The organism is Brevundimonas sp. GW821-FHT10A07 (assembly GCF_059415785.1).
In genome coordinates, this window is the sequence record NZ_JBWKNX010000001.1 from 24,193 (window position 1) to 48,257 (window position 24,065).

The window sequence follows — 24,065 nt, forward strand, 5'->3', positions numbered from 1 at the left end:
AGATCACGGCGGATGCAGCCTGTCTCCGATTTAATCCGGCGGCCCTAAAGCGCTTCCAGGAAGGCGACGAGGTCGGCGCGCTCCTGTGGCGTCAGGTTCCGTTTGACCAGTAAGGGATCGGTGGTCGGGAATAGGGGATCATCCTTCTGGTCCAGGGCGGGACGGGGGCGGGCGCCGCCGGCGTCGTAGAAGGCGACCACGCCCTCCAGCGTCGGGAACAGGCCGTTGTGCATCCAGGGGCCGGTGCGGTTCACGTTCAACAGGGACGGGGTCCGGAAGGCGCCGACGTCGGCGGGGGCGCCGGTGACTTCGTAGCGGCCCAGATCCTGGCGGGCGCGGCCGTAGAAGCTGAGGCCCAGATTGTGGAATTTCTGGTCGCTGAGCAGGGGGGCGGAGTGGCAATTGGCGCAGCCGGCCTTGGTGCGGAACAGGTGCAGGCCGCGCAGCTGTTGATCGTTCAGGGCGTCGCTCCGGCCGGCCAGGAAGCGGGCGTAGGGGCTGGGGCGGGGCTTCAGGGTGCGCTGGAAGGCGGCCAGGGCCTTGGCGATCCGGTCGGTCGTGACCTCGGGCGAGCCGAAGGCCTGGGCGAAGGGGGCGGCGTAGGTCGGGTCGGCGGCGATGCGGGCCGTGACCGCCGGCAGGTCGGCGGCCATCTCCCTGGCGTCGACGATGGGGTGCAGGCTCTGCTCCTCCAGTGTCGTGACCCGGCCGTCCCAGAACAGGCTGGTCGCCCAGGCGGCGGTGGCGACCGAGGGAGCGTTGCGCCGTCCCCTCTGGCGGTCATGACCGAAGGAGGTGCGCACGCCGTCGGCGAAACCCAGCTCCCGCGCATGGCAGGAGGCGCAGGCGATCTGGCCCGAGGCGGACAGTTTCGGATCGTCGAACAGGCGCTGGCCCAGGGCGGCCTTTTCCGGGGTGGTCGGATTGTCGGCCGGCTCGGGCGCCGGGGGCAGGGGGGCGAACTCGGCGAAGGTCGCGCCCTCTTGCAGGAGCGGGCGGGGCCAGGTTTCGGGGCCGCCGGCGTAGGCCAGACGAAGCTCGGCGTCGCTGGACGGCGTCTGGACGCGCGAGACCGCCGCCCCCACGCCCAGATGGAGCGCGAGGACGGCGACGACGAGGGCGGTGATGTCGCGGGCGGGTTTCAAGGTCTTCAGTACTTGTATCTCAGCGAGACCCAGAGGTTGCGGCCCAGCTGGTAGGGCTGGCTGGTCGAGGTCGAGTTGTTGTTCCGGATCGTGTCGAAGAGGTTGTTGACCCGCAGGTCCAGGGTCGTCGTGCCGAACTGGGTGCGGGCGATCTCGGCCTGAAGCGACAGATTGGCGTCGATGGAGGCGTCGTACTGAACTTCGCCGTAGACGTCGTAGGCCGACCCATCGACGGTGATGTTCTCGCCCGTGTCCTCGACCTGGGTGAATTCGTCCTTGAAGCGGGCGTTGAGGTTGGTGCGGATCCGGCCGTTCAGCCAGGTCGATCCCAGGTCGGCGTTGATGATGATGGGGGAGGCGTAGTCCGGGCGTTGATTGTCGGCCAGGGCCTTCCACATGGAGACGACCTCGCCCTTGTAATAGACCAGCTCGGCCTCTGTATCCTCGAGCTCGTCATAGTACTCCATCGCCGACGTCTTGGTGTGGGAGACGTTGCTGTTGAACGAGATCGTGTGGCGGCCGAATTTTCGCATCCATTCGACCGACAGGCCGCGATAGCTGGATGAGCCGTCGTTATCGACCGTCGAGACGGTGCGGGAGCGCGTGCCGAGGGTTTCGCTGATATAGGTCTCGGTCGTTTTGGTTAGAGAGAACTGATCCTTGCCTTCGCGCAGTATGCCTTTGACCCGATACTCGCCACCCAGCAGACCGCCGGCCACCGCCGCCGTCAGTTCGTCGGAATAGGGCGTCTTCAGGTCGGAGTCTGAATACCGGGCCGTGGACGTATGGGAGTATAAGGTCCAGTCGCCGTAGACGCCTCTGGCGGGCGTGCGGCGATAAATGTAGTTGTCCGGTGCGTCTTCCCGCAGGGCGTAACCTAGGAAACCGCGGCTGTAATAGCGGTTCAGACCGACCGTTGCGGTCATGCCGAACCACGGCAGGTCATGGGCGATCGACAGGCGCGGCGAGACATCATGATTGCCGAGGAAGGTCTCATGGCCGTAGCGGAGACCGGCCCGAACCTCGAAACCCCGCCAGTCGAAGTCGTAACTGCCCCAGAGGCTGTAGGTCTGCAGGTCCACCTGGGTCTGGTAGGCCCTGTAGATAGAATACTGGGTCAGAGCATAGGAGCCGGGCACGCAGGTGAGAGCCGCCGCCTCTTCGGGGTAAAGGCATCTGACTGCTGAACTGACGGTGCTGCGCGAGTAGGCGTAGTTGTCTTGAGGCCGGTTCTTTTCCGCCGTCGTATGGGTGAAGTCGAAGCCTGCGATCAGCTTGCCGCCGGCCAAGGGCTGTGACCACGTGGTCTTGAGGCCATAGTCCTGCTGTGACTGTTCCAGATCGCCGAAACTGCCCATGGTGCAGTTGCTGCTGTCGCACCAGTTGGCGACGGACGACGGAAGGCTGAGATTCACAGCGGGCGCGTCACGGTCGTTGTCGGAGTCGGCGTAGGTCAGTTGGACGTTCCAGTCGGCGGCTCCATGCTTACCGCGCAGGCGCAGGTTGGAGGCCAGGCCGCCGCCGTGCTGGTACATCTGGTTGTCGATGCCGTTGCCCGAGGCGTTCATGCTCTCATAGGGGCTCCAGGTGATCTGGCCTTCCAGCGTCAGGTCCGTCGCCAGATCATACTCGCCCTTCAGCAGGAAGTTCTCGCTCTTGCTGGTCTGGCCGAAAGGGCCGCCGCCATAGGCGGAGCCGCGGTAGTAGGTGACCGTGGCGTCGGAATAGCTGTAGCCGCCCATCAGACGCAGGCGATCATTTACCGGCAGATCGATGGTGAAGCCGTAGCGCGACTTTTCGTAGCCCGGCTTATCAGGATAGACGCCTTCCAACTCGGCGCGCACGGCGTTGGTCATTCGATAGCTGGCCATGTCCGTCTGGGTGAAGCCATAATAGGCCGTCGCCCCATAGGCATAGGCCGGGGCGCGGGTCTTGATATCGACCACCCCGCCCAGGAAACCGCCGTATTCCGCCGGGATGTTCGAATCGATCAGCTTGATCTCGCCGATCAGGCTGGAGTCGACCCAAATGGACTGCGCGGAGGCCGCGCCGGCGACTTCGCCATAGTGCTGGGCTTTGGTGTTGAAGGTGTCGAGACGCGAGTTCACGCCTACGCCGTCCAAGACGAAGAGGTTGTCCAGATAGCTGGATCCGGCGATCGAAATGCGCGAGGGGCGGAGGTCCTGAAGGCTCTCGTCGTCGGCCATGCCCTCGTTGGCGCTGAACTGGACAGTCGGCGCCAGCTTGAGCAACTGATTGGCGTCGCCCGAGCCGGGCGCGCGGTCCAGGACCGACTCGCCGCTGAAGACCGTCGTGCCGGAATCGACGGCCGAACCGAAACTATAGGCGGTGGAGGCTTTTGATTCGTCTGTGACGACGACGGTGGGGATGGCGTCATCCCCCGCTTGGGCGGTCTGAGCCTGTGCAGCGCCTGCAAGCAGCAAAGCCGCTGCGCTGGCGGATGAAACGAGTGCGATACGCATGGTGATGATCCCCAAACCCACTGAGCGGAGGCGGGGTACGCCTGGCTAAATTGAATTGCAACTCATTATCAGTTGCGTTCTCAGCAATCCGGTTTTATGCGCCCCTCATGCCGCCTGAGTATGTTTCTCCGCTCGCCAAGGCAGCGACCGGGGTGGTCGTTGCGGTCGTCCAATTGGGTCTGTTGGCGATGCTGGCGGTCGGGTCTGTTCACCCGCCGACGCCGGATCAGGGCGGCGCGCCGGTGATCGAACTGACGCTGTCGCCGCGCGCGGCCTTCGACAGTGTCGATGGATCGACAGAGGCGGTGGCCTCCAAAGGCGGCGACCATCCCAAGGCGGCGCATGAACCCGAGGTCCAGACCGCGCCCGTCCGACCGGCGCCCAGGCCGTCGCAGACCCTGTTTCCAACACTTCAAACGACGCCCATAGCCCTGACGTCCGCCGTTTCGGAGCCGCTGGTTTCGTTTCAGGCGGAGGGCGGATCGGAAGCTGAACCGGGACCCGATGGGACGCAGGACCTGCGGCGGGGCCTGACCGGGGGCGGCGGGGCGGCGACGTCCGGCGCCAACGGGGGCGCCCAGGTCGACGACTACTACGCCCAGGTTCTGCACTGGGTGGAGACGCACAAGCGGCACCCCGGGGGCGTCACGGGCCTGGTGACGGTGGCCTTCACCCTGGATCGCCGGGGGCGTGTCAGCGACGCGCGCATCTTGTCGAGCAGCGGTCGAGCGGCGCTGGACGCCGCGACCCTGAGTCAGATCAGGGCCGCAGAGCCGTTTCCACGGCCCCCTGCCGGCACGACCTGGCGGACGCGCGAGTTCCGCGTGCGGCTGGACTATCGCCCGCGCGAAGGCGGGCGAGACGCCCGGTGAGGCTCAGACCGCGACCGCCGTCGTGTCGCGGATGAAGCCGCCGCCCAGAACGCGGTCGGGGTCGGCCGGGTCGTACAGGGCGCAGGCCTGGCCGGGGGCGACGCCTTCCTCGCCCTCGTCGAAGACGATGCGGACGTCGCCGTCGACCAGGGCCAGGCGGGCGGGCGAGGGCTGGCGGGTGGAGCGGACGCGGGCCAGGACGGGGAGGCCGGCTTCTGCGGCCTCAAGGATCGTGGCTTCGTCGCCCAGCCAGTTGGTCTCTTCCAAGGTCAGGCTGGCGGTCAGCAGGGCTTCGCGCGGGCCGACGATGACGCGGCGGGTTTCGGGTTCCAGCTTGACGACGAACAGGGGCTCGCCCACGGCGACGTTCAGGCCCCGGCGCTGGCCGATGGTGTAGTCGGTGATGCCGGCGTGGGTTCCCAGCACCCGGCCGTCCATATGCACGATCTCGCCGGCTTCACGCCCCTGCGGGCGCAGGCGGTCGATCAGGGTGCGATAGTCGCCGGACGGGACAAAACAGATATCCTGGCTGTCCGGCTTGGCCGCGATCTTCAGCCCCAGTTCGGCGGCGACGCCGCGCACCTGGGGCTTTTCCAGATCGGCCAGGGGGAAGCGCAGATAGTCGAGCTGGTCCTGGGTGGTGGCGAACAGGAAATAGGACTGGTCGCGCGAATGGTCGATCGCCTTGCGCATCTGCGAGCGATTGCCGACCGCGGCGCGGCTGACATAGTGGCCGGTCGCCATGGCCTCGGCCCCCAGGTCGCGGGCGACGTCCAGCAGGTCGCGGAACTTGACCGTCTGATTGCAGCGGATGCAGGGGACCGGGGTCTGGCCCTTCAGATAGGAGTCGGCGAACTGATCGATCACCGCGTCCTTGAACCGGCTCTCGTAGTCCAGGACATAGTGGGGGATGCCGATCATCTCGGCCGCCAGGCGGGCGTCATGGATGTCCTGGCCCGCGCAGCAGGCGCCCTTCTTCTTCAGCGCCGCGCCGTGGTCGTAAAGCTGCAGCGTGACGCCGACGACGTCATAGCCCGCCTTGTGCAGCAGGGCGGCGACGACGGTGGAATCCACCCCGCCCGACATGGCCGCGACGACGCGCGCCCCGACCGGCAGGCCGACCGCCGCCCGCGCGCTCTCGACCGCCGCATCCATGTCGGTGCGGCGAATGTCGGGAACGGGGCAGATGTCTTCGACCAGGATCATGGCCGCCATTTAGTGCGGAACCCGCGCGATTTCGAGGCCTCAGCGCAAGCGTGCCGGAATATCCATGCGATCATGCAACACCTGAGCGATCTCGATGCGAAGATCGTCGTGACGATAGGCGATGACATGTCTGGGCGAACTGACCCGCTCGCTTGGCGTCGCCAGATGACGCGCATGGCGAAGATGAAACAATCTCACCGTTTCGTGGTCCAGCGAGAGCGATTTGGACACAGCATGGTTTGGATGTTGAGCCAGAAGCCGAAAAGCGGCGGTAAAAAGCACTCTGTAGCGGGCGCTGGCGACATCGCCGAACTCAACGGCGCCTGTTCGAAGGATCGCATCGATCTGGCTTTGCGCCAGAGGGGCCACGACGAGATGCAGTGGCAAGGGTCAGCGGCCGAGGCCGTCGAGCCAGGCTTCGATATCCTCGACCTCGATGCCGAGACCCGCGTCCAACTCGTCCAGGCCTTCCTGGATTTTGGACTTGAGCGCGGTCAACTGCGTGTCTTGCTGCAACATATCTGACAGAGCGCTTTGGATGACCGCTGATCGGTCACTAAACGCGCCTGAGCCGACCTGCCTATCGACGAAGGCCTCAAGTTGTTCGCTGAGTTGTACGGCGAAAATGGTCATGCTTGGAATTTAACACAGGCGCTTCCAACGACAAGGGCCGCACCCGTCGCCGGATGCGGCCCTCTTCGTCTTCGGGGAGAAGCCTTAGGAGCGGTAGCTCTGGATCCGCGTCGTGCGCAGACCCTGCATGCCCCATTTGTCGATGGCCTTCTGCCAGGCGAGGAATTCTTCCGCCGTCAGGCGGTACTTCGCCAGGGCGTCGTCAAGACTCAGCAGACCGCCGCGAACGGCGGCGACGACCTCGGCCTTGCGGCGGATCACCCACCGGTCCGTATTGGACGGCGGCAGATCGTTCAGGGTCAGGGGCGTGCCAGTCGGTCCGACCACGTATTGTTCGCCTTTGCTATTCAGGCGTCGCTCTTGCAACATGGGCTTATGCCTCTTTCACCAACACCGTAGTGTCATGAATGTAGGCCACCCCCGCTAAGGTCGGTTTAAGGGTCGTGGTGAAGGAACTGATAAAACCCGTCCCTCCCCAAACCATTTTGTAAACCTTGCTTGAACGACGATTCATTGAGACTAACGCTTACTTACTCGCCGATCAGCGTTTGATGTTGATCAGTTCGGCGAGCATTTCGTCCGCCGTGGTGATGATCTTTGACGAGGCGGAATAGGCCCGCTGGGTGGTGATCAGGCCGGTGAATTCGGCCGACAGATCGACGGTGGAGGATTCCAGCTGCTGGGCTGCGATCGTGCCGGCGCCGCCGGTTCCGGCCGCCTTCAGGTTGAAGGTGCCGCTTTCCAGGCTGACCGCATAGGCGTTGCCGGAAACCTCTTTCAAGCTGTCGGGGCTCGGGAAGGTGGCGATGGCGACCTGGGCGATGCGGCGCATGACGCCGTTGTCGAAGATCGCGGTGACGAAGCCGCTTTCATCAATGGTGATCTCGCTCAGATTGCCGAAGGCCGTGCCGTTGGTGACGGTCGACTGCACCACGGACGCGGTGTTCAACTGGCTGAGGCCGCCGGCGGAGGTGTTGAGGTCCAGCGTCACCGTCTGGGCGGCGATGCCCAGGCCGTCGGCCCATTTGACCTTGCCGTTGTCCGACGGGTCGGCGGGATCGATCGTGTTATTGGGGTCTGACTCCAGGAAGGAGAGGCTCGCCTGGGTCGGGTCGTCGAACAGACCCGTGCCGGCGGGCCAGCTCTGCATGGTCTCGACATCGAGGCGGCCCGAGGGTGTGAAGGCGATCAGGCCGGTCTTGATCTGGCCGTTCGAGTAGGGGGCGCCGGTCACGACGTCATCGGCCGGCGCCGAGACGATTTCAGCATACCACTGGTTCGGTTCGGCGCTTTTCAGGAAACGAATCTCAAGATTGCGCTGGCCGCCCTTGGAGTCAGACACCGGGATGTTCATCTTGAAGTCCGGCTTGACGCCCGCCGGCGTGTCGTCGTCTGCGTTGTACATCGCCATGGAGTTGACGGAGGGATCGTATTTCGTCTGGGCGACGCCGTTCGTCGCCATGCCGATTTCCGAGAAGTCAATCTCATAGGGGGTGCCGTTGACGGGCGGCGTGCCGCTGGTCGGGGTGATGGTCAGAGTGGTGGCGTTCGCCGTCGCCGATCCATTGGCGCTGGAAGCGGCGCTGGGGACGAAGCCGGTCAGGGCGCCGGTCGCGTCGTAGGTGGCCGTGCCGACGATCTTGGTGATGCCTGACTTCAAAGTGACTTCAAACGTATTGGCCCCGGTTCGCTTATAGCCGACGGTGACGTCGTGCTTGACTGGCGGAACAGCGGCGTCTTCGACGCCGTTGTAGCTGGTGGGAGCAGCGGGGCTGGATACGGCCTGGGTCGAGCGCAGGTTGGCGTTGATCTGGACGCGGGTGGTCGGCTCGGCCGTGCCGCCGACCGAGCCGATATTCACCGAGCGCAAGCGCGACAGGTCGGACGGGTCGGTCGCGATCTCCCCGTTGGAATCCACCGGCCAGCCCTGCAGGTAAAGGCCGGCGCTGTTCTTCAGATAGCCCAGGTTGTCGACGCGGAAGGCGCCTGCGCGGGTGAACAGGCGGGTGTCCGTGGCGCCGACGTTTTCGGCCTGGGTCGTGGTGACGAAAAAGCCCTGTCCACTCACGGCGAGATCCGTGCTGGCGGTCGTGCGCTGGAGCTGGCCTTCCTGGCTGACGAAGGCCCGGGTGTTGGCCATCACGCCGCCCGCCGAATAGGAACCGCCGGCGCGGGTCTGGCTGTTGACCAGGGTCTGGAATTCGCCCTGCGAGCGTTTGTAGCCGACGGTGTTGACGTTGGCGATGTTCTGCGAGATCGCCGCCAGGGCGGCGGAGTTGGCGGCCAGGCCGGACACGCCGGCCAGCATTGCGCTGTTCAAGCTCATGAAGACGCTCCTTGAATGGAATTCATCGGGAAGGCGGCGGAGCGCATCATGCGGCCGCCTCCTCGGTCGGGACGTCCGGATTCTCCGTATCGTCGTTGCTCGGTTTGTCGGCGATCTCGTTCAGCGAGATCACGGTCGAGAGGGGGAGTATGGTCTCGCCGACCACTAGGTACGGTTCGCCATTATACATTTCGACGCCCTTGACCCGGCCCTGGGTCAGCGCCTGGCTGGCGACGTTGGCGTTCTTGGAGTCCATCGCCGAGACCTTCAGCGTATAGACGCCTTCCGTCAGGACTTCGCCGCCGCTCGTCTTGCCGTCCCAGGTGAAGGAGTGAAGTCCTTGGGACTTGTCGGGCGCCGGACCTTCCCAGACGATCTTGCCCTTGCTGTCCAGGACCTTCAGCGTGACGGCGGCGGCGTCGGACGCCAGTTCGTAGTTCCAGTCCGCCTTGCCGTCCTTCAGTGTCGTGGCCGACCAGGCCGCGGTCACTTCCTTGCCGATATAGGCGGCGGCGTTGTTCAGATTGCCCGACTGAGCCGCGACTAGGCTGGTCAGCAGGTCGTTGGTCAGCAGTTGCTGCTCCACACCGGCCATCTGGGTCAGTTGGGCGGTGAACTCGTTGGAATCGAGCGGCGACAACGGATCCTGGTTCTTCATCTGCGTGGTCAGCAGGGTCAGGAAGGTCTCGAAGTTCGAGGCCAGCATCGTCGTGCCGCTGTTCAGGCGGCCGGAGGCGTCGACGGAGGAAACGGCGGTGGCCATGGGGTCAGACCCTCACATCGACGCGGTCGCGCGTCTGGGAATGGTTGGTCCAGGCGCCCTGGGGCGGCGCAATGGAAAGGTCGGCTTGGGCGGTCAGGCGCGCGCCGCGTGCGAACAGGCTCTGGTGCTGCTGCTGCTGGCGGTCGAAACCGCCGCCGGACGAGGTGTCGCGTTGGGTGAAGTCGAGCGAGTCGCTGGCGAGTTGGAAACCGGCGTCCTGAAGCTGGCGACGCAGTTCGTCGGCGCGGCCGCGCAATTCGGCGGCGGCGGCCGGATTGTCGAAGGCTAGGCGTGCGGCGAGCCGGCCGTCGGCGCCGATCTCCAGGCTCACGTCCACCCGACCCAGATCCTCTGGCGTCAGCACCATGTCGAAGCGGGTGGAGCGTCCCTCGAGCTTGCGGGCGATCTGGGCGGCGAGATGGGCCGTCGTTTCGATGGTGGCGCGCGACAGGGATGAGGCGCTGGTCGTTTGGGTCGTGGTCGTCGCCGCATCGAGCGCGCGGGCTTCCGTGGCGCCATCGACAGGCGTGGCCGGGTCAAGCGACGTCATGGCCGCATCGAGGACCGGAACGGTCCCGGTCGGCGCGGCTTCGGTCGAGGCGGCGTTCTGGGCCGGGAGCGGCGTTGCGTCCGCCATGGCGATGTGGTCGCCGAGCGCCGGTTGCGCCACGTTCTGACTTGGGCTCGCCTCGGCGGGCGCGGGCTTGGTCGAGGCCGGGTTGGGTTGGGCGGCGTTCGTCATGGGCGTCGTCGCCGCCTTGGGAGGCGCGCTTTCAGCCGGTTGCGATGTCGCGATGACCGGCGCGGGCTCTGCGTCAGACGGTTCAGTCGGGACTTCGACTTTGGCGTCTATGGCCTGAACCGCTTCGGCGACCGCCAGGCTCGAGATTACCGCGACCGTCTGGACGGGCTGCGCCGCGAGGTTGGCCGATTGGATCGAGACCTTCACGTCCATCTTCGGCGCGGCGGTCTCGCCTTTGGGAGAAACGGCGCTGGCGCCGGCGGATTGAACGGGTTCCGAGACCGGCTTTGTCGCCGCCTTTTCGGCCGGCTTCACGATAGAGGCGTCGGCCGCCACGGCTGATTTGTCGGGGGCCGAGGGTGGGGCGTTCTTCACGCCAGCCGAAGCCTGTCCCGTCATCCCCGATTCCGGCAAAGGCGCCTTTGTCGTCACGTCGTCTTTGGCGACGGGCGGAGATGACTCGGCGGCGTGGACTTGCTGCACGGCCAGAGCGGCGAGTGTCTGGTCGACATCAGGGGCGACGGGCGCCGCCGCAGCCGTTTCGTGATTCTGGGCCAGGCTCTGTTCGTGCGGGGAGGTCTCTGCCGAGCCGTTGATCGGAGTCTGCGTGGGGGCGTCCGGGATCGGCGATGGGGCAGGCCTTGCCTCGACCAACGCGGTTTCGGTCGCGGCCGTCGCGTTCTGCTGAGCGGAGGGCTCAACGGTCACGCCTGCCGCGGCGCCCTGTTCAAGGACCGCTGTCGTCTGGCCAAAGCTTGCGTCCTCGGCAGCCGCTGTTTCAAGCGAGGGTTCGGACGCTGTGGTCGGCGCAACAATGGGGGCGGTCACAGGAGCCGGCTGCGGGAGAGGAGGTTGAGCCGCAGCCGCGAGGTCGGAAGGTGCGACGGGCGTATCCGTCTGTTCGGTGTCGGGCGCGGCGTCGGGGGCGGCGTCTGAGGTCGGCGCTTCAACGGCGATCAAGGCGTCAGGTGCGACGTCCACCGCTTCCGCCAGGGTGGGAGAAGCATCGGACGTCTCGGCCGCTTCCATCTCCGGGCTGGAGATCACCGGGAGCGAGAGGCGGCCCGGCGTCCGATGTGCAGTTTCGGCCTTTGCGGCGTCTGCTTTTACGCCCTGGATGGCGTCGGCCAGGTTCGAGGAGAACAGGCTGGCGGTCTCGCTGTCTGTGGCGCCCGGCGCAGCAGCGGCCGATCCGGCGGAGGCCGGAGGCGCGGAGGCGAACAGGGCGAATGCGGACGGCATGAGAGGCAGGCGACCTTCAGGAGTGGGCGGCGCCTGCTGCGCCTGGTTCTTCCAACAGCCCGTCGCAAGGGGCGGGCCAGTTGCATATTCATTGATTTAAAAGGGAAAAATAGGATTCTGCCAAAAGCCGGCCATCGGGCGTGGGCCTTTCTTGCCGTGCGTTCGCCCCTTTTTTGCCCGGCTTGGAATGCGTCGCGTCTGGATCGAAATCGAAGTCCTCAGGCCTTCGTCATGTCGCGACGGACATGTTGGCCCGACGCTTGCGCACCTTGCGGACCATGAAGACTGCGCGATCCGCGATGTCGTTTAAAAACAACGCTCTGGTTGAGCGGCGGCGGCGCGTGGCCGGGCAAGATCTGCGCATGGCAGGGCAGGGCTTGCCGGGTGGGGCGAGGGGAGCCGGTCCATGTCGCTGACGTCGATCATGAATATCGCGACCTCGGGCCTCCAGACGGCCCAGGCCCAGTTGCGCGTGACGTCGGACAATATCGCCAACGTCCATACGCCGGGCTATGTGCGCAAGACCGTCGATCAGACGGCGGCCGTAACCCAGGGCTATGGCGCCGGCGTCGATATCGCGCGGGTTCGGCTGGCGACCGATCGGTTCCTGCAGGCTGCGGGGATGAGCGCCAATGCGGACGCGGCGCGCGAGACCGTGCGGTATGAACTGTACGACCAGATCCAGACCCGGTTCGGCGATCCCAGCGGCGACGGCGGTTTCTTCGCGGACATAGACAAGCTGTTCGCCAGCTATGCGACCCTGGGCGAAAGCCCCACCTCTTCCGCCGCGCGCCAGGACACGATCTACAAGACCCAGGCCTTGTTCAATGAGGCCGCAGGCATCGCCACCCAGATCCAGGCGGCGCGCCAGGAAGCCGACGGGCGGCTTCAGAACGCGGTCGAGACGATCAATCCGCTGCTGGAACAGATCGCCAAGCTCAACAAGACGATCGCCGCCGGAACGGTCATCAATCAGGACGTGACGGGCGCACAGAACGCCCAACAGACGCTGATCGACCAACTGTCCAAATATATGGACGTCAAGGTGGAGGCCCGGGCCAATGGGGGCGTCACCTTGCGGACCGGGACGGGCACGACCCTGGTCGGCGAAGGGAATGCGACCCTGTCCTACAAGGCGGCGGGGACGGTGGACGCGACGACGGCCTTCTCCGACATCATGATCACCGAACCGAACGGCACGCGCTGGCCGCTGCTGGACGGGGTCTCGTCGGGCGAGATCCGCGGGCTGGTCGAACTGCGCGACATCGACGCCCCGGCCGCCGCCGCCCGTCTGGGCGAACTGACGGCCAAGATGGCCGACGAACTGAACCGGGCCCACAACGCCAACAGCGCCGTGCCCGCGCCGACCAGTCTGACCGGACGAAACACCGGCCAGTCACTGACGAACGCCCTGACCGGCTTTACCGGCAAGACCACGATCACGACGGTGAACAGCGCCGGCGTGATCCAGGGTTCGGCCGAGATCGTCTTCTCCGGCGCGACCATGACGGTCAACGGGGTGGCCGCCGATCCGACGACCTTCCTGGCGACGGTCAACGCCCAACTGGGGGGGACGGCGACGGTCGGCTTCTCCGATGGACAATTGCGGATCGAGGGCCAGGCCGGAAACGGAATCGCCATCGCCGACGATGCGGCGACGCCGAGCAGCAAGGGCGGCCGAGGCTTCTCGCACTGGTTCGGGCTGAACGACCTGGTCAGCACCAAGACGCCGACCTTTTATGAAACCGGTCTGAGCCTGACGTCGCAGCACGGCTTCGATGCGGGCGAGAGTCTGACCTTCCGCATCGGCAGCGAGTCCGGCGCGAGACTGCGGGACGTCACGGTGGCGGTCCCCGCCGGGACCGGGACCATGGGCGAACTGCTGTCCGCGCTGAACGATCCGGTCGCGGGCGTGGGGCGGTTCGGCGCCTTCAGCCTGAACGCCTCGGGCGTATTGAGTTTCAAGGCCTATGACGCCAGCGCCACCACTATGAGCGTGGTCAAGGACGGCACGACCCAGGATCCGTCCGGCGTTTCCATGTCGCAGCTGTTCGGTCTGGGCGGTACGGGCGCGACGCGGGCGGGGGGCTACAGCGTCCGCAGCGACATCCAGCAGGACCCGGCCAAGCTGGCGCTGGCCCAGTTGAACCTGTCGGCCGCCGCCGGAACGCCGGCCTTGAGCAAGAACGACGGTCGCGGCGGACTTCTGCTGGCGGACGCGGGCAAGAAGAACGTCAATTTCGCCTCCGCCGGCGGCAACAGCGGCGGGAGCAAGACCCTGTCGTCCTATGCGGCGGACTTCGCCGGCGACATCGGCGGCAAGGCCTCGGCGGCCAAGACGCGCAGCGAGACGGCGACGGCCCTATCGCAGGAGGCCGACAGTCGTCGCGCCTCGGCCGAAGGCGTCAACATGGACGAGGAACTGGTCAATATGACCACCTTCCAGCAAGCCTATAACGCCTCTGCCCGCCTGATCCAGGCGAGCAAGGACATGTACGACACCCTGATCGGGATGCTGAAATGACGCGTGTCGCCACCGCCGGAAACTATCAGTCCGCCCTCCTGAATCTGATGACGGCCCAGAGTCGCGCCGAATTGGCGCAGGAGCGAATGGGCAGCGAAAAGATCGCCACCGACATGGCCGGCTATGGCCGGGGCGCGGAACAGCTGACCAGTCTGACCTCGACCCAGGCCCGGCTGGAAGGGTTCATCGGCGCCGGCGAGAGCGCGGCGGCGCGACTGAGCGCCCAGGACCTGGCCATGGGCCGGATCTACGAAGCCGGCACGGGCGCCCGCGAGGCCATCGCCAATGGGCTGGCCGCCGGCAGCATCACCAATCTGATGACCGAACTGGGTCTGCACTACCAGAACGTCCAGGGCGGGTTGAACGCCGAGCATCAGGGCTCCTATCTGTTCTCCGGCGGGCGTGGCGACGTCGCGCCGGCGACGGCCAAGACCATGGCCGATCTGGCCGCCGCCCCCTCGACCGCCTCGACCTTTGCGAACGACAGCCTGAAGCAGAAGTCGCGCATCGACGAGAACACCATGGTCGAGACCGGCTTCCTCGCGGACGAAATCGGCGGCCCCCTGACCGAGGTGTTCCGCAACATGCAGGCCTATCAGAACGGCACGCCGGTGATCATCGACGGCGTGACCTATACGCCCACGGGCGTCGGCACCCTGACGGGCCAGCCGGGGGCGGGCGTCACGGCCTTCCTGAACGCCCAGATGACCCAGCTCGACAAGGCCAATCAGGGCGTGACCAACCAGAACGCCAAGAATGGTCTGGTGCAGAACCACGTCGAATCCGCCCTCGAAGCGCACGAATCCCAGAAGATCGCGCTCGACAAGATGATGCTGAAAAAGACGGGCTATGACCCGGCCCAGGCCGTGACCGACCTGCAGATGGCGCAGGTGGCGATCCAGGCCTCGGCGCAGGTGATCAATTCGCTGCGCAGCACGTCGCTGCTGGATCTGCTGCGATAGTCCGAGCTCCAGCCTCCCTGATTCCCGAGGCGTTCCATTCTGCATGAGCCGGCGGTGACCAGGGAAAGGGGGCGGCCCTGGCCTGGACGAAGGATCAGTCGGAATGCTGACGGTCCACCCGGCCTATTTGCTGCGACTGCCGGACAGGGCCGCCAAGGCCGAGACGCAACGGGCCTTCGTCGAGGATCTGACCGCCGCGCGACGCCTTATCGGTTGAAGAACGAACGAATCCGCTCTGGCGGCGTTGCCGTTGTAGCGCCAGCGTGGCGGTGGGGAATATCCTATGGGGGACGCAGGTCCGACACAGTGCGAAAGGAAAGCGCCGTGCAAATGTCATCGCGCGTTGACTTCCCTCTTGGGCTTGACCATGAGGCGTGTCGGGTTTTCGGCGGTCCCCTTCATAGGTTGGGAAGTCGCTTGATGCCCGTTCTGACTTCCGGGGCGCGATGAGCCAGACCGATTACGAAATCACGGACGCCGGCGACGGGACGGCGAAGCTGCGCCTGGTCGGCGACTGGACGACGACGGCCCTGGGCCGTTTGCCGCAACGGCTCGGCAAGGATCTTGACGGCCGCAAGATCGAAAGCGTGGACACCCGCGACCTGGGCCGTTTCGACACGGCCGGCGCCCTGGCCCTGGTGCAGGCGTCGCATTGCGGCGTGCCCAAGTCGGCGTGGACGGAGCGGCCTGAGGCGGGCCGCATCTACACGATGATCGAGGCCCTGGAGCGCAAGAGCTCGCCTCCGCCGAAGCAGCCAGGCGCCTTTACCCGCGCCTTCGCCAAGATCGGGCGGGGCGTCTATGATTTCGGGGCCGAGGCCATGCTGTCCCTGGCCTTCCTGGGACGTCTGATGGAGGCCGTGGTCGAGGCCGCCAAAAATCCAGGCGGCATCCGCTGGCCCGCCTGGGTCAGCCAGGCCGAGCGCGCGGGTCTGGACGCCATCCCCATCGTGATGGTGACGAACTTCTTCATCGGCGCGGTCGTGGCCTTCATCGGCGTGGACCTGCTGACCGACTTCGGCGCCCAGGTCTTCGCGGTCCAGCTGATCGGCGTGGCCATGTTCCGCGAGTTCGCGGTGGTGATCGCCTCGGTCCTGCTGGCGGGGCGGTCGGCCTCGGCCTTTGCAGCCGAGATCGGGTCCATGCGGATGAACCAGGAGGTCGACGCCATGCAGGTGATGGGCGTCAATCCGTTCCAGGCCCTGGTGGTGCCGCGCTTGGCGGCCCTGGTGCTGATGCTGCCGTTGTTGACCTTCATGGGCATGATCGGCGGCCTGCTGGGCGGTCTGATCGTGTGCTGGAGCTCCCTGAACCTGGGGCCGGCCTTCTTCTTCCAGCGGTTGGTCGAAGACGGGAGCATGGCCCAGCACATGATGGTCGGCTTGGTGAAGGCGCCGGTCTTCGCCCTGGTGATCGCCGCCATCGGCTGTCGTCAGGGGATGTCGGTGGCCGGGGATGTCGAGAGCCTGGGCCGGCGGGTGACGGCGGCGGTGGTGCAGGCGATCTTCGCCATCATCCTGCTGGACGCGGTCTTCGCCCTGATGTTCCTGGAGCTGGACATATGACCGATGCGACGATGTCGGCCGCCGCCCCGGAGGACAAGACCGAGAACCTGATCGAGGTGCGCGGCCTGCTGAGCCAGTTCGGCGACCGGACCATTCACGAGAACCTGGACCTGGACCTGAAACGGGGCGAGGTCCTGGGGGTGGTCGGGGGATCGGGCGCGGGCAAGACCGTGCTGCTGAACACCATCATCGGCCTTAAGGAGCCCGAGGGCGGGTCGGTCAAGGTGCTGGGCTACGACCGCGCCACCCTGACGGACGATCAGGCGGCGGATATCGAGAAGCGCACCGGCATCCTGTTCCAGCAGGGGGCGTTGTTCTCATCCCTGACCGTTCTCGAGAACGTGGCGGCGCCCCTGGTCGAACATACCAAACTGCCCAAGTCGGTGATGTACGAACTGGCCGAGCTGAAGATCGCCATGGTCGGTCTGAAACCGGAGCATCATCATCTGAAGCCGGCGGAGCTGTCGGGCGGGATGAAGAAGCGGGCCGGTCTGGCGCGGGCCCTGGCGCTGGATCCCGAACTGGTCTTCCTGGACGAACCGACGGCGGGCCTGGACCCCATCGGGGCGGCGGCCTTCGACGAATTGATCCGGCAGTTGGCCGACGATCTGGGCCTGTCCGTCTTCATGATTACACACGACCTCGATAGCCTGTACGCCATCTGCGACGAGGTGGCGGTGCTGGCGGACAAACGGGTCGTCGAAAAGGCCACGGTGCAGGAGCTGGAACGCTCCGACCATCCGTGGATCAAGGAATACTTCCTGGGGCCGCGCGGTCGCGCCGCCCACGGTTCCGACCGCGCCTCGGCGCGGTCGGAACCGGAAATGTCAAAATGAGCGCGCAGCGGGCGGCGAAACCGGCGACTACTTTCGCCTGCTGCGCGCTCGAGACCGCGGCCTGAGGAGAGCCGAGTATGGAACGAGACGCACACTACGCCGCCGTCGGGATCGCCACCGTCTGCCTTATGGCGGCGCTGGCGGTGTTCACCATCTGGCTGGCCCGACTGCAGTTCAACAGCGACTACGACATTTACGACATCGTCTTCTATGGGCCGGTCAATGGCCTGTCGGAAGGCGGCGAGGTGCATTTCAATGGCATCCGCGTCGGCGAGGTGACCGACCTGAACATCGACACCAAGCGCGGCGACCAGGTCATCGCGCGGGTTCGCGTGGACGGTACGACACCGGTGCGCGTGACCTCCCGCGCCCAGCTGGAGCCGCAGGGCATCACAGGCCTGAACTATATCCAGATCACCGCCGGCTCGCCCAACAGCGCCCTGTTGAAGGACCAGTATCCGGACAATGTGGTGCCGGTGCTGCAAAGCCAGCCGTCGCCGATCGCCGAGCTTCTGAGCGGCTCGGGCACGGTGCTGGCCCAGACGGTTGATGCGCTGAACCGCATCAACCGCGTCATGTCCGACGACAATATCCGCAGTTTCTCGACCAGTGTGAAGAACGTCGAGGCCCTGACGACCGAGCTGGAGGCCCGCAAGGCCATCTTCGCCGAGCTGGAGGCGGCGGTGAAGAACGCCAACGCCACCATCCTTGAGTATCAGGGGCTGGCGGCCGACATGCGCGCCGTCGTCAATACCGACGGCCGCGAAGCCATCGCCAACATCAACCAGGCGACGGCGGAGGCCCGCACGGCCATCGCCTCGGCCAACCGCTCGATCACCGGGCTGGAACGACCGCTGGGCGACTTCGCGACGTCCAGCCTGCCGCAACTGAGTGGAACCATCGAGGAACTGCAGGAGGCGACCCGGTCGCTGCAGGCCCTGATCGACGACGTCCGCGCCAGCCCGCGCGACTTCATCGGCAAACCGCAATCGAAAGAGCTGGAGGTGCAGCCGTGATCCGTTCCCTGGTGCAACTGGGCGCCGTCGCCGGCGTCGTCGTCTCGCTGGGCGGCTGTTCTCTGCTGTCCACGCCGGACCCGGTGCAGAACTACCGGTTCGGCCTGCCGCTGGACGCTCCTTCGGCAGAGGGCGACACGCCCGCCCCCCTGTCGGTGTCGATCCGCCGGATCGAGTTTCCGGAAGCGACCGGCGACGACCGGATCCTGGGCGTCACGGGGACGGAAACCGCCTATATCGGCGGCGCGCGCTGGGTGTCGCCCGCCGCGACCCTGTTCGACGACAGCCTGAAGGCGGCCTTCGCCAATCGGGCCGACCAGATCCGCGTTCTGGGCCGACGCGAACCCGGCACGCCGCCGCTGGTGCTGCAGGTCACGGTGACGCGCTTCGAAGCGCGCTACGACGCGCCGGGGGCGACGCCGGACGTGGTGATCACCGCTCGCGCCCAGCTGCGTTCGACGCCCGAGCGTCGCACCGGCGGGGATGCGGCGATCCGTCCTGAACAGGGGCGATCGGTGGAGCGGGTCTTCAATGTGACCCAGCCGGCGGGCGAGAACCGGATCTCGGCCATCGTCGCCGCCTTCGACACGGCGACGCGCGACATCAACACCCAGATCGCCGACTGGACGATTCAGTCGGCGAAGTGAGGGCTGGGGCCCGGCTCAGGTGACCCACTGGAGGGACTCGGCGCCGACCGGGTTCCTGTAGGGGGCGTCGTCGCGCTGGGCGCGGAGCAGGGCGGCCTTCGACGCGAAATAGAAGGCGGACGGGCGATCCGGGTCGCCGGCGAAGACCAGCGGCAGATGCGGGCTGCGGCCCTCGAGCCGCTCCAGTATGGCCACGTCCTGACGCAGGAAGGTCCGGCCCCAGGCCGACAGCAGCGGGCTGCCGAACCGCAGGGCGGCGACCGAGCAGAGGATCAGGTTGCGGATCACGACGTCGCCTTCCGCCTGGGGCGTGACGGTGGTCAGATTGATCAGCTCGAACCCGCGGGCCGTGACGCGTTCCAGACGGATCGACGGCAGGCGGAACTCGATACTGACCTTGCGGTCCTCGGACACCAGATCATAGGCGGGGGTGGAGGCGAAGGCGTCCGCCGCGATGGCGGTGAAACCGAAGGGCGAGGGGCTGTAGCTCTTGGTCTTGGTGCGTCGCGCCTGGCTGCGCCACCACCAGGCGTTATGGATCATCGGCACATGGGCCGGGTCCAGCAGGCCCAGGACTGCCTGGTCGTAGTCGGCGCGCGCGGGAGCCTTGGAGTAGGCGATCAGGGCGAGGGGCGCCTCGGGCGTCGGAGGCAGGTCGGGCGGGGCGACGGAGCCGGCGGGGCAGGCCCAGATCAGTCCCAGGCGGTTGATCAGTCGCCAACCGCCGCAGGCCGTCGTCTGGACGGCGTCCGGGGCCACCGTGGCCGGCAGGTCGATCCATTCGCCGTGAAGCTGAGCCCGCGTGGCGGTGCGGGTCCGAGCGGCGCGCACCGGATACCAGGCGTGGATCGGGGCGCCGAAGCGGCGGTCGCCCGCCTGGCGCGCCATCAGACGGGCGCCGAGATCGGCCGCTTCCGGCAAGGCGGGGCCGTCGGAGGCTGCGGGCCGCGCCTGGAGCGAAGTCGCCATGTGACGGAGGTCGCCTGTTCTCGCCTTGAGAGGCGTTGGATGCCGGGGAGCGGGCGCCCTGGGGTCGCATCCGAAGGTCACGCAGGACCTCCGGGTCATCGACACTAGCGGGCGCGTCATCACCCAACAAGGTTCGATTAGGCGACCCCGAACGGGCGCTTCAGGTCGCCTTCAACCCGGCCGCCACTGTGTAGGCGGCCTCGGTCTTGGCGGCGACCTCGTCCAGGGTGACGCCGTCGGCGAGTTCGATCAGTTCAAGGCCAGCGCCGTCAGGCTTGACGTCGAAGGTTGCCAGGTCGGTGATGATGCGGCTGACCACGCCCGTGCCGGTCAGGGGAAGGGTGCAAGCCTTCAGCACCTTGGACTGGCCGTGCTTGTTGGCGTGCTCCATCACCACGACCACGCGCTTGACGCCGGCGACTAGGTCCATGGCCCCGCCCATGCCCTTCACCAGCTTGCCGGGGATCATCCAGTTGGCGATATCGCCGTTCTGGGCCACCTCCATGGCGCCCAGGATGGACAGGTTGATGTGGCCGCCGCGGATCATGGCGAAGCTGTCTGCGCTGCTGAAGTAGGACGACTCGGGGATCTCGGTGATCGTCTGTTTCCCGGCGTTGATCAGGTCGGGATCCTCGTCGCCCTCATAGGGGAAGGGGCCCATGCCCAGCATGCCGTTCTCGGATTGCAGGGTCACGGTCATGCCGGCGGGGATGTAGTTGGCCACCAGGGTCGGGATGCCGATGCCCAGGTTGACGTAGAAGCCGTCCTGAAGCTCCTGGGCGGCGCGTTCGGCCAGTTGTTCGCGGGTACGGGGCATCAGACATGCCCTCCTTGGGCTACCGCTTCGCTACTTGAGCCCGGCTCCCTATGACGCACCGTCCGCTGTTCGATGCGCTTCTCGGACACGGTCTGGATCAGGCGGTCGACATAGACGCCCGGCGTGTGGATGTGGTCGGGATCGAGCGAGCCGACGGGGACGATCTCCTCGACCTCGACGACGGTGACCTTGCCGGCGGTGGCCATCATCGGGTTGAAGTTGCGGGCGGTCTTGCGGAACACTAGGTTGCCGCGCTCGTCGGCCTTCCACGCCTTGACGATGGACAGGTCGGCGATCAGGCCGGTCTCCATCACGTATTTGCGGCCGTCGAACTCGCGAACCTCCTTGCCTTCGGCGACGAGGGTGCCGACGCCGGTGGCGGTGAAGAAGGCGGGGATGCCGGCGCCGCCGGCACGGATGCGTTCGGCCAGGGTCCCTTGCGGGTTGAACTCCAGCTCCAGTTCGCCGGCCAGATACTGGCGCTCGAACTCCTTGTTCTCGCCGACGTAGGACGAGATCATCTTGGCGATCTGGCGGGTGCCGAGCAGCTGGCCCAGGCCGAAGCCGTCGACCCCGGCGTTGTTGGAGATGACCGTCAGCCCCTTGACGCCGCTGTCGCGCAGGGCGGCGATCAGGTTCTCGGGGATGCCGCACAGGCCGAAGCCGCCGGACATGACCGTCATGCCGTCGAAGGTCAGGCCCTCCAGCGCGGACGTGACGTCAGCATAGATCTTTTCCATCGCTCTCCCTTTTCACCGTCTGATGAATATCGCGGCGTCTTCCGCTCATAGTCCGGAAGCGATCTTGCGGGCAAGCGGTCGCGGCGGCAATCGCGCCGCATCCGAATGTCGCCCCAAAGCGTATCCCTCGTGATCTGACGGGAGCGCCTGCATGAACCTGACCAATGTCGCCATTCGCCAGCTGCAGGACGCGCCCTTTCCGGACTTCGTCACCCGCCCGGCGATCGACAGTCTGGTCACGGAGGCGCGTCGGCGCCTGGATCGCGACGGGCCGCATGACCCGGCGGCGTTCGCGCGCGAGATGGCCGAGCGGGTCATCGCCGAACATGCGGATGCGGCGAACCGGCAGCATTACGAACTGCCGCCCGAGTTCTTCCGCCTGTGCCTGGGCGAGCGGCTGAAATATTCGTGCTGCCTGTATCCGACGGGGACGGAGACGCTGGACCAGGCCGAGGTCGCGGCCCTGCTGGCGACCTGCACCCACGCCGATCTGGCGGACGGTCAGGCCATTCTGGAAATGGGCTGCGGCTGGGGTTCGCTGTCGCTGTGGATGGCCGAGACCTATCCCCGGGCGCGGATCACGGCCGTGTCGAACAGTCACGGGCAGCGGGGCCATATCGAGGCCCAGGCCCGGGCGCGGGGGCTGAGCAATCTGACGGTCGTGACCCAGGATATGAACCTGTTCGACACCGACCATAGGTTCGACCGGATCGTCTCGGTCGAGATGTTCGAGCATATGGCCAACTGGCGGGCCCTGCTGACCAAGGCCCGGTCCTGGCTGAAGCCGGAAGGGCGGATGTTCATCCATGTCTTCACCCACCGCGACGCCCCCTATCGGTTCGATCACACCGACAGCGGCGACTTCATCGCCCAGCATTTCTTCACCGGCGGCATCATGCCCAGCCACGGTCTGATCCGGCAGTTCCCTGACCTTTTCGCGGTCGAGCAGGAGTGGACCTGGAACGGCGGCCACTACGCCCGCACCGCCAATGACTGGCTGGCCAATATGGATCGCAACGCTGTGCGGATCGCTGTGCTGATGCGCGAGACCTATGGCGACGACGCCAAGCTGTGGACCCGGCGCTGGCGGCGCTTCTACCTGGCGACCGCCGGTCTGTTCGGCAACGACCGGGGCCGCACCTGGGCGGTCAGCCACTATCGCCTGAAACCCACCTGAGGAGTTTGTCGTGATCAAATATGTCTTCGCCTATCTGGGCGCCGGGATCACCTTTGCGGTGATCGACGCCGTCTGGCTGACCACCATGACCGACCGGTTCTACAAGCCGGTGCTGGGGCCGATCCTGGCGGACAAGCCGGACATGAGGGCGGCGGTGCTGTTCTATCTGATCTCCATCGCCGGGACGGTCTTCCTGGCCATCGCCCCGGCCCTGAAGGACGGAAGCTGGACGCGGGCGGCGATCAACGGGGCGGCGCTGGGCTTCGTCGCCTACGCCACCTATGACCTGACCAATCAGGCGACGCTGGAGATCTGGCAGACCAAGCTGACGGTGATCGACCTGATCTGGGGGACGGTTCTGACCACGATCTCGGCGACCGGCGGCTATTTCGCCGCGCGCTGGGCCGAGGGGCGGTTCGGCTGAGGTCGCTGTCGTTTCGCCTGACACGGGACCGGCATGGCGCAGGGCGGGGTCGTTAAGCTATAGCTAACCCTGTTTTCGACGGGGGCGGTCTTGCGCGCAGGCATCAACGGATTGACGGCGGCCCTGGTCGTCGGGGTCGTGATCGGCCTGATGCTGACGCCGGACGGGCGCGGTTGGCTGCGCCATCCGACCCTGATGCTGGGCGGAACCGCCAACGCCTCGGCCAGTCCGCCGGCGGTCGCCAGTCCGGTCGAGAGCCCGGCGCCGGCGCCGGTCGCGAAGGCCGCAGCGACGCCGTTGAAGGCGCGGCTCGCGCAGGGCGAACTGAGGATCGGCGTGTTCGGCGATTCGATGGCGGACGGCCTCTGGGCCGCCCTGTACCGTGATCTGCATGGCGAGAAGGGGGTCACTGTGACCCAGTTCAGCGCGGTCTCCACCGGCCTGTCCCGCTATGACTATGTGGACATCCAGGCCAAGACGGCGCGGCAATTGAGCGAGACGCCGGTCGATGCGGCGGTGGTGATGTTCGGGACCAATGACGCCCAGGGCATCAGCCTGGACGGGGTGATCCATGACTTCGGCACGCCCGGCTGGAAGGCGGCCTATGGGAAACGGATCGACGATCTGGTCGGCCTGCTGCGGGCCAATGACGTGGCCGTCTATTGGGTTGGGCTGCCGAAGATGAAACGGGCCGGGTTCGACGCGAAGATGGCGGTGATCAACGCCGTGGTGCGTGAACGGATGACGGCCCTGGGCGTGCCCCTGATCGAGACGACCGGCGTCACCGCCGATGCGGCGGGCGAATATGCGGCCTATCTGCCCGGCGCGAGCGGGCGGCCGCAGCTGATGCGGGCCAATGACGGGATCCACATGACCATGGCCGGCTATCGCCGCATCGGTGCGCCGGTGGCGGAGCGGCTGAAGCGCGACGCGGGCCTGGATGCGGCGGCGGCCCGGCTGCAGACGACCGGCTGAC

22 protein-coding genes are annotated in these 24,065 nt (G+C 66.4%); 10 read left to right on the top strand and 12 right to left on the bottom strand.

The genetic code is table 11. The annotated features are described in order from the left end of the window. Positions 1 to 44 precede the first annotated feature (44 nt). The gene (locus AC07NC_RS00150; RefSeq protein WP_494568201.1) at positions 45 to 1,145 is read right to left on the bottom strand and encodes a cytochrome-c peroxidase; all 1,101 of its coding nucleotides are present in this window, start codon (positions 1,143 to 1,145) and stop codon (positions 45 to 47) included. Positions 1,146 to 1,150: 5 nt separating this feature from the next. After that, a complete protein-coding gene (locus tag AC07NC_RS00155) occupies positions 1,151 to 3,628 on the bottom strand; it encodes a TonB-dependent receptor (protein WP_494568202.1) in 2,478 nt (825 codons plus the stop codon). Between the two features lie 107 nt (positions 3,629 to 3,735). Here AC07NC_RS00155 and AC07NC_RS00160 point away from each other — a divergent pair, with 107 nt between their 5' ends. After that, on the top strand, positions 3,736 to 4,500 hold the full coding sequence (locus AC07NC_RS00160; protein WP_494568203.1) for an energy transducer TonB family protein: 765 nt from the start codon (positions 3,736 to 3,738) through the stop codon (positions 4,498 to 4,500). 3 nt (positions 4,501 to 4,503) lie between these two features. On the opposite strand, the gene mnmA is transcribed toward AC07NC_RS00160, so the two are convergent. The 7 genes from mnmA to AC07NC_RS00195 form a co-directional block, all read right to left on the bottom strand. Continuing rightward, a complete protein-coding gene (gene mnmA, locus AC07NC_RS00165; protein ID WP_494568204.1) occupies positions 4,504 to 5,715 on the bottom strand; it encodes a tRNA 2-thiouridine(34) synthase MnmA in 1,212 nt (403 codons plus the stop codon). A gap of 30 nt (positions 5,716 to 5,745) precedes the next feature. After that, positions 5,746 to 6,093, bottom strand: a complete 348-nt coding sequence (locus tag AC07NC_RS00170; protein WP_426025027.1) for a type II toxin-antitoxin system RelE/ParE family toxin — start codon at positions 6,091 to 6,093, stop codon at positions 5,746 to 5,748. Between the two features lie 3 nt (positions 6,094 to 6,096). After that, on the bottom strand, positions 6,097 to 6,339 hold the full coding sequence (locus AC07NC_RS00175; protein WP_426025028.1) for a type II toxin-antitoxin system ParD family antitoxin: 243 nt from the start codon (positions 6,337 to 6,339) through the stop codon (positions 6,097 to 6,099). A gap of 84 nt (positions 6,340 to 6,423) precedes the next feature. After that, positions 6,424 to 6,708, bottom strand: coding sequence for a CtrA inhibitor SciP (gene sciP / locus AC07NC_RS00180; protein ID WP_026108337.1), 285 nt, complete (start codon positions 6,706 to 6,708; stop codon positions 6,424 to 6,426). A gap of 172 nt (positions 6,709 to 6,880) precedes the next feature. Further along, a complete protein-coding gene (flgE, locus tag AC07NC_RS00185) occupies positions 6,881 to 8,665 on the bottom strand; it encodes a flagellar hook protein FlgE (protein ID WP_494568205.1) in 1,785 nt (594 codons plus the stop codon). A 46-nt stretch (positions 8,666 to 8,711) separates the two neighbouring features. Continuing rightward, the gene (locus AC07NC_RS00190; protein ID WP_492073238.1) at positions 8,712 to 9,428 is read right to left on the bottom strand and encodes a flagellar hook assembly protein FlgD; all 717 of its coding nucleotides are present in this window, start codon (positions 9,426 to 9,428) and stop codon (positions 8,712 to 8,714) included. Between the two features lie 4 nt (positions 9,429 to 9,432). Next, positions 9,433 to 11,412, bottom strand: a complete 1,980-nt coding sequence (locus AC07NC_RS00195) for a flagellar hook-length control protein FliK (RefSeq protein ID WP_494568206.1) — start codon at positions 11,410 to 11,412, stop codon at positions 9,433 to 9,435. 406 nt (positions 11,413 to 11,818) lie between these two features. Between AC07NC_RS00195 and flgK the strand changes: the two genes are divergently transcribed. From flgK to AC07NC_RS00225, 6 genes are all read left to right on the top strand, one after another. Continuing rightward, positions 11,819 to 13,936: a flagellar hook-associated protein FlgK gene (gene flgK, locus AC07NC_RS00200; RefSeq protein ID WP_494568207.1), complete on the top strand. Its 2,118-nt coding sequence runs from the start codon at positions 11,819 to 11,821 to the stop codon at positions 13,934 to 13,936. Continuing rightward, complete coding sequence (locus AC07NC_RS00205; protein ID WP_008261892.1) at positions 13,933 to 14,898, top strand: flagellin; 966 nt, start codon at positions 13,933 to 13,935, stop codon at positions 14,896 to 14,898. The genes flgK and AC07NC_RS00205 overlap by 4 nt, the downstream gene beginning before the upstream one ends. A 446-nt stretch (positions 14,899 to 15,344) precedes the next feature. After that, positions 15,345 to 16,463 carry an MlaE family ABC transporter permease gene (locus AC07NC_RS00210; protein WP_035305225.1) on the top strand — a complete coding sequence of 373 codons (1,119 nt, stop codon included), beginning with the start codon at positions 15,345 to 15,347 and terminating at the stop codon, positions 16,461 to 16,463. Beyond that, entirely contained in the window at positions 16,460 to 17,299 is an 840-nt protein-coding gene (locus AC07NC_RS00215; RefSeq protein WP_035305223.1) for an ABC transporter ATP-binding protein, read from the top strand. Before AC07NC_RS00210 ends, AC07NC_RS00215 begins: the two co-directional genes overlap by 4 nt. Positions 17,300 to 17,376: 77 nt before the next feature. Beyond that, entirely contained in the window at positions 17,377 to 18,315 is a 939-nt protein-coding gene (locus AC07NC_RS00220; protein ID WP_292147979.1) for an MlaD family protein, read from the top strand. Then, on the top strand, positions 18,312 to 18,962 hold the full coding sequence (locus tag AC07NC_RS00225) for an ABC-type transport auxiliary lipoprotein family protein (protein ID WP_494568208.1): 651 nt from the start codon (positions 18,312 to 18,314) through the stop codon (positions 18,960 to 18,962). Before AC07NC_RS00220 ends, AC07NC_RS00225 begins: the two co-directional genes overlap by 4 nt. Before the next feature lie 15 nt (positions 18,963 to 18,977). Here the strand turns inward: AC07NC_RS00225 and AC07NC_RS00230 are convergent, their stop codons facing one another. The 3 genes from AC07NC_RS00230 to AC07NC_RS00240 form a co-directional block, all read right to left on the bottom strand. After that, positions 18,978 to 19,931, bottom strand: a complete 954-nt coding sequence (locus AC07NC_RS00230; protein ID WP_494568209.1) for a hypothetical protein — start codon at positions 19,929 to 19,931, stop codon at positions 18,978 to 18,980. A gap of 160 nt (positions 19,932 to 20,091) precedes the next feature. Then, positions 20,092 to 20,748 carry a 3-oxoacid CoA-transferase subunit B gene (locus AC07NC_RS00235; protein WP_035305214.1) on the bottom strand — a complete coding sequence of 219 codons (657 nt, stop codon included), beginning with the start codon at positions 20,746 to 20,748 and terminating at the stop codon, positions 20,092 to 20,094. Beyond that, positions 20,748 to 21,488, bottom strand: a complete 741-nt coding sequence (locus AC07NC_RS00240; protein ID WP_494568210.1) for a CoA transferase subunit A — start codon at positions 21,486 to 21,488, stop codon at positions 20,748 to 20,750. The genes AC07NC_RS00235 and AC07NC_RS00240 overlap by 1 nt, the downstream gene beginning before the upstream one ends. A 151-nt stretch (positions 21,489 to 21,639) precedes the next feature. Here AC07NC_RS00240 and AC07NC_RS00245 point away from each other — a divergent pair, with 151 nt between their 5' ends. The 3 genes from AC07NC_RS00245 (at position 21,640) to AC07NC_RS00255 (ending at position 24,064) form a co-directional block, all read left to right on the top strand. Further along, on the top strand, positions 21,640 to 22,665 hold the full coding sequence (locus AC07NC_RS00245) for an SAM-dependent methyltransferase (RefSeq protein ID WP_494568211.1): 1,026 nt from the start codon (positions 21,640 to 21,642) through the stop codon (positions 22,663 to 22,665). A gap of 10 nt (positions 22,666 to 22,675) precedes the next feature. Continuing rightward, positions 22,676 to 23,089 (top strand): DUF2177 family protein, encoded by a 414-nt coding sequence (locus AC07NC_RS00250; RefSeq protein ID WP_008260687.1) that lies wholly within the window; start codon positions 22,676 to 22,678, stop codon positions 23,087 to 23,089. A 90-nt stretch (positions 23,090 to 23,179) separates the two neighbouring features. Further along, positions 23,180 to 24,064 carry an SGNH/GDSL hydrolase family protein gene (locus AC07NC_RS00255; RefSeq protein ID WP_494568212.1) on the top strand — a complete coding sequence of 295 codons (885 nt, stop codon included), beginning with the start codon at positions 23,180 to 23,182 and terminating at the stop codon, positions 24,062 to 24,064. Position 24,065 lies beyond the last annotated feature (1 nt).

What these genes read in the sequence shown, in the direction of transcription:
- AC07NC_RS00235 (WP_035305214.1), bottom strand. Translation starts at nt 20,748, where the DNA reads ATGCCCCGTACCCGCGAACAACTGGCCGAACGCGCCGCCCAGGAGCTT.
- mnmA (WP_494568204.1), bottom strand. Translation starts at nt 5,715, where the DNA reads ATGGCGGCCATGATCCTGGTCGAAGACATCTGCCCCGTTCCCGACATT.
- AC07NC_RS00240 (WP_494568210.1), bottom strand. Translation starts at nt 21,488, where the DNA reads ATGGAAAAGATCTATGCTGACGTCACGTCCGCGCTGGAGGGCCTGACC.
- AC07NC_RS00195 (WP_494568206.1), bottom strand. Translation starts at nt 11,412, where the DNA reads ATGCCGTCCGCATTCGCCCTGTTCGCCTCCGCGCCTCCGGCCTCCGCC.
- AC07NC_RS00230 (WP_494568209.1), bottom strand. Translation starts at nt 19,931, where the DNA reads ATGGCGACTTCGCTCCAGGCGCGGCCCGCAGCCTCCGACGGCCCCGCC.
- flgK (WP_494568207.1), top strand. Translation starts at nt 11,819, where the DNA reads ATGTCGCTGACGTCGATCATGAATATCGCGACCTCGGGCCTCCAGACG.
- AC07NC_RS00205 (WP_008261892.1), top strand. Translation starts at nt 13,933, where the DNA reads ATGACGCGTGTCGCCACCGCCGGAAACTATCAGTCCGCCCTCCTGAAT.
- sciP (WP_026108337.1), bottom strand. Translation starts at nt 6,708, where the DNA reads ATGTTGCAAGAGCGACGCCTGAATAGCAAAGGCGAACAATACGTGGTC.
- AC07NC_RS00210 (WP_035305225.1), top strand. Translation starts at nt 15,345, where the DNA reads ATGAGCCAGACCGATTACGAAATCACGGACGCCGGCGACGGGACGGCG.
- flgE (WP_494568205.1), bottom strand. Translation starts at nt 8,665, where the DNA reads ATGAGCTTGAACAGCGCAATGCTGGCCGGCGTGTCCGGCCTGGCCGCC.
- AC07NC_RS00215 (WP_035305223.1), top strand. Translation starts at nt 16,460, where the DNA reads ATGACCGATGCGACGATGTCGGCCGCCGCCCCGGAGGACAAGACCGAG.
- AC07NC_RS00190 (WP_492073238.1), bottom strand. Translation starts at nt 9,428, where the DNA reads ATGGCCACCGCCGTTTCCTCCGTCGACGCCTCCGGCCGCCTGAACAGC.
- AC07NC_RS00245 (WP_494568211.1), top strand. Translation starts at nt 21,640, where the DNA reads ATGAACCTGACCAATGTCGCCATTCGCCAGCTGCAGGACGCGCCCTTT.
- AC07NC_RS00155 (WP_494568202.1), bottom strand. Translation starts at nt 3,628, where the DNA reads ATGCGTATCGCACTCGTTTCATCCGCCAGCGCAGCGGCTTTGCTGCTT.
- AC07NC_RS00160 (WP_494568203.1), top strand. Translation starts at nt 3,736, where the DNA reads ATGCCGCCTGAGTATGTTTCTCCGCTCGCCAAGGCAGCGACCGGGGTG.
- AC07NC_RS00220 (WP_292147979.1), top strand. Translation starts at nt 17,377, where the DNA reads ATGGAACGAGACGCACACTACGCCGCCGTCGGGATCGCCACCGTCTGC.
- AC07NC_RS00175 (WP_426025028.1), bottom strand. Translation starts at nt 6,339, where the DNA reads ATGACCATTTTCGCCGTACAACTCAGCGAACAACTTGAGGCCTTCGTC.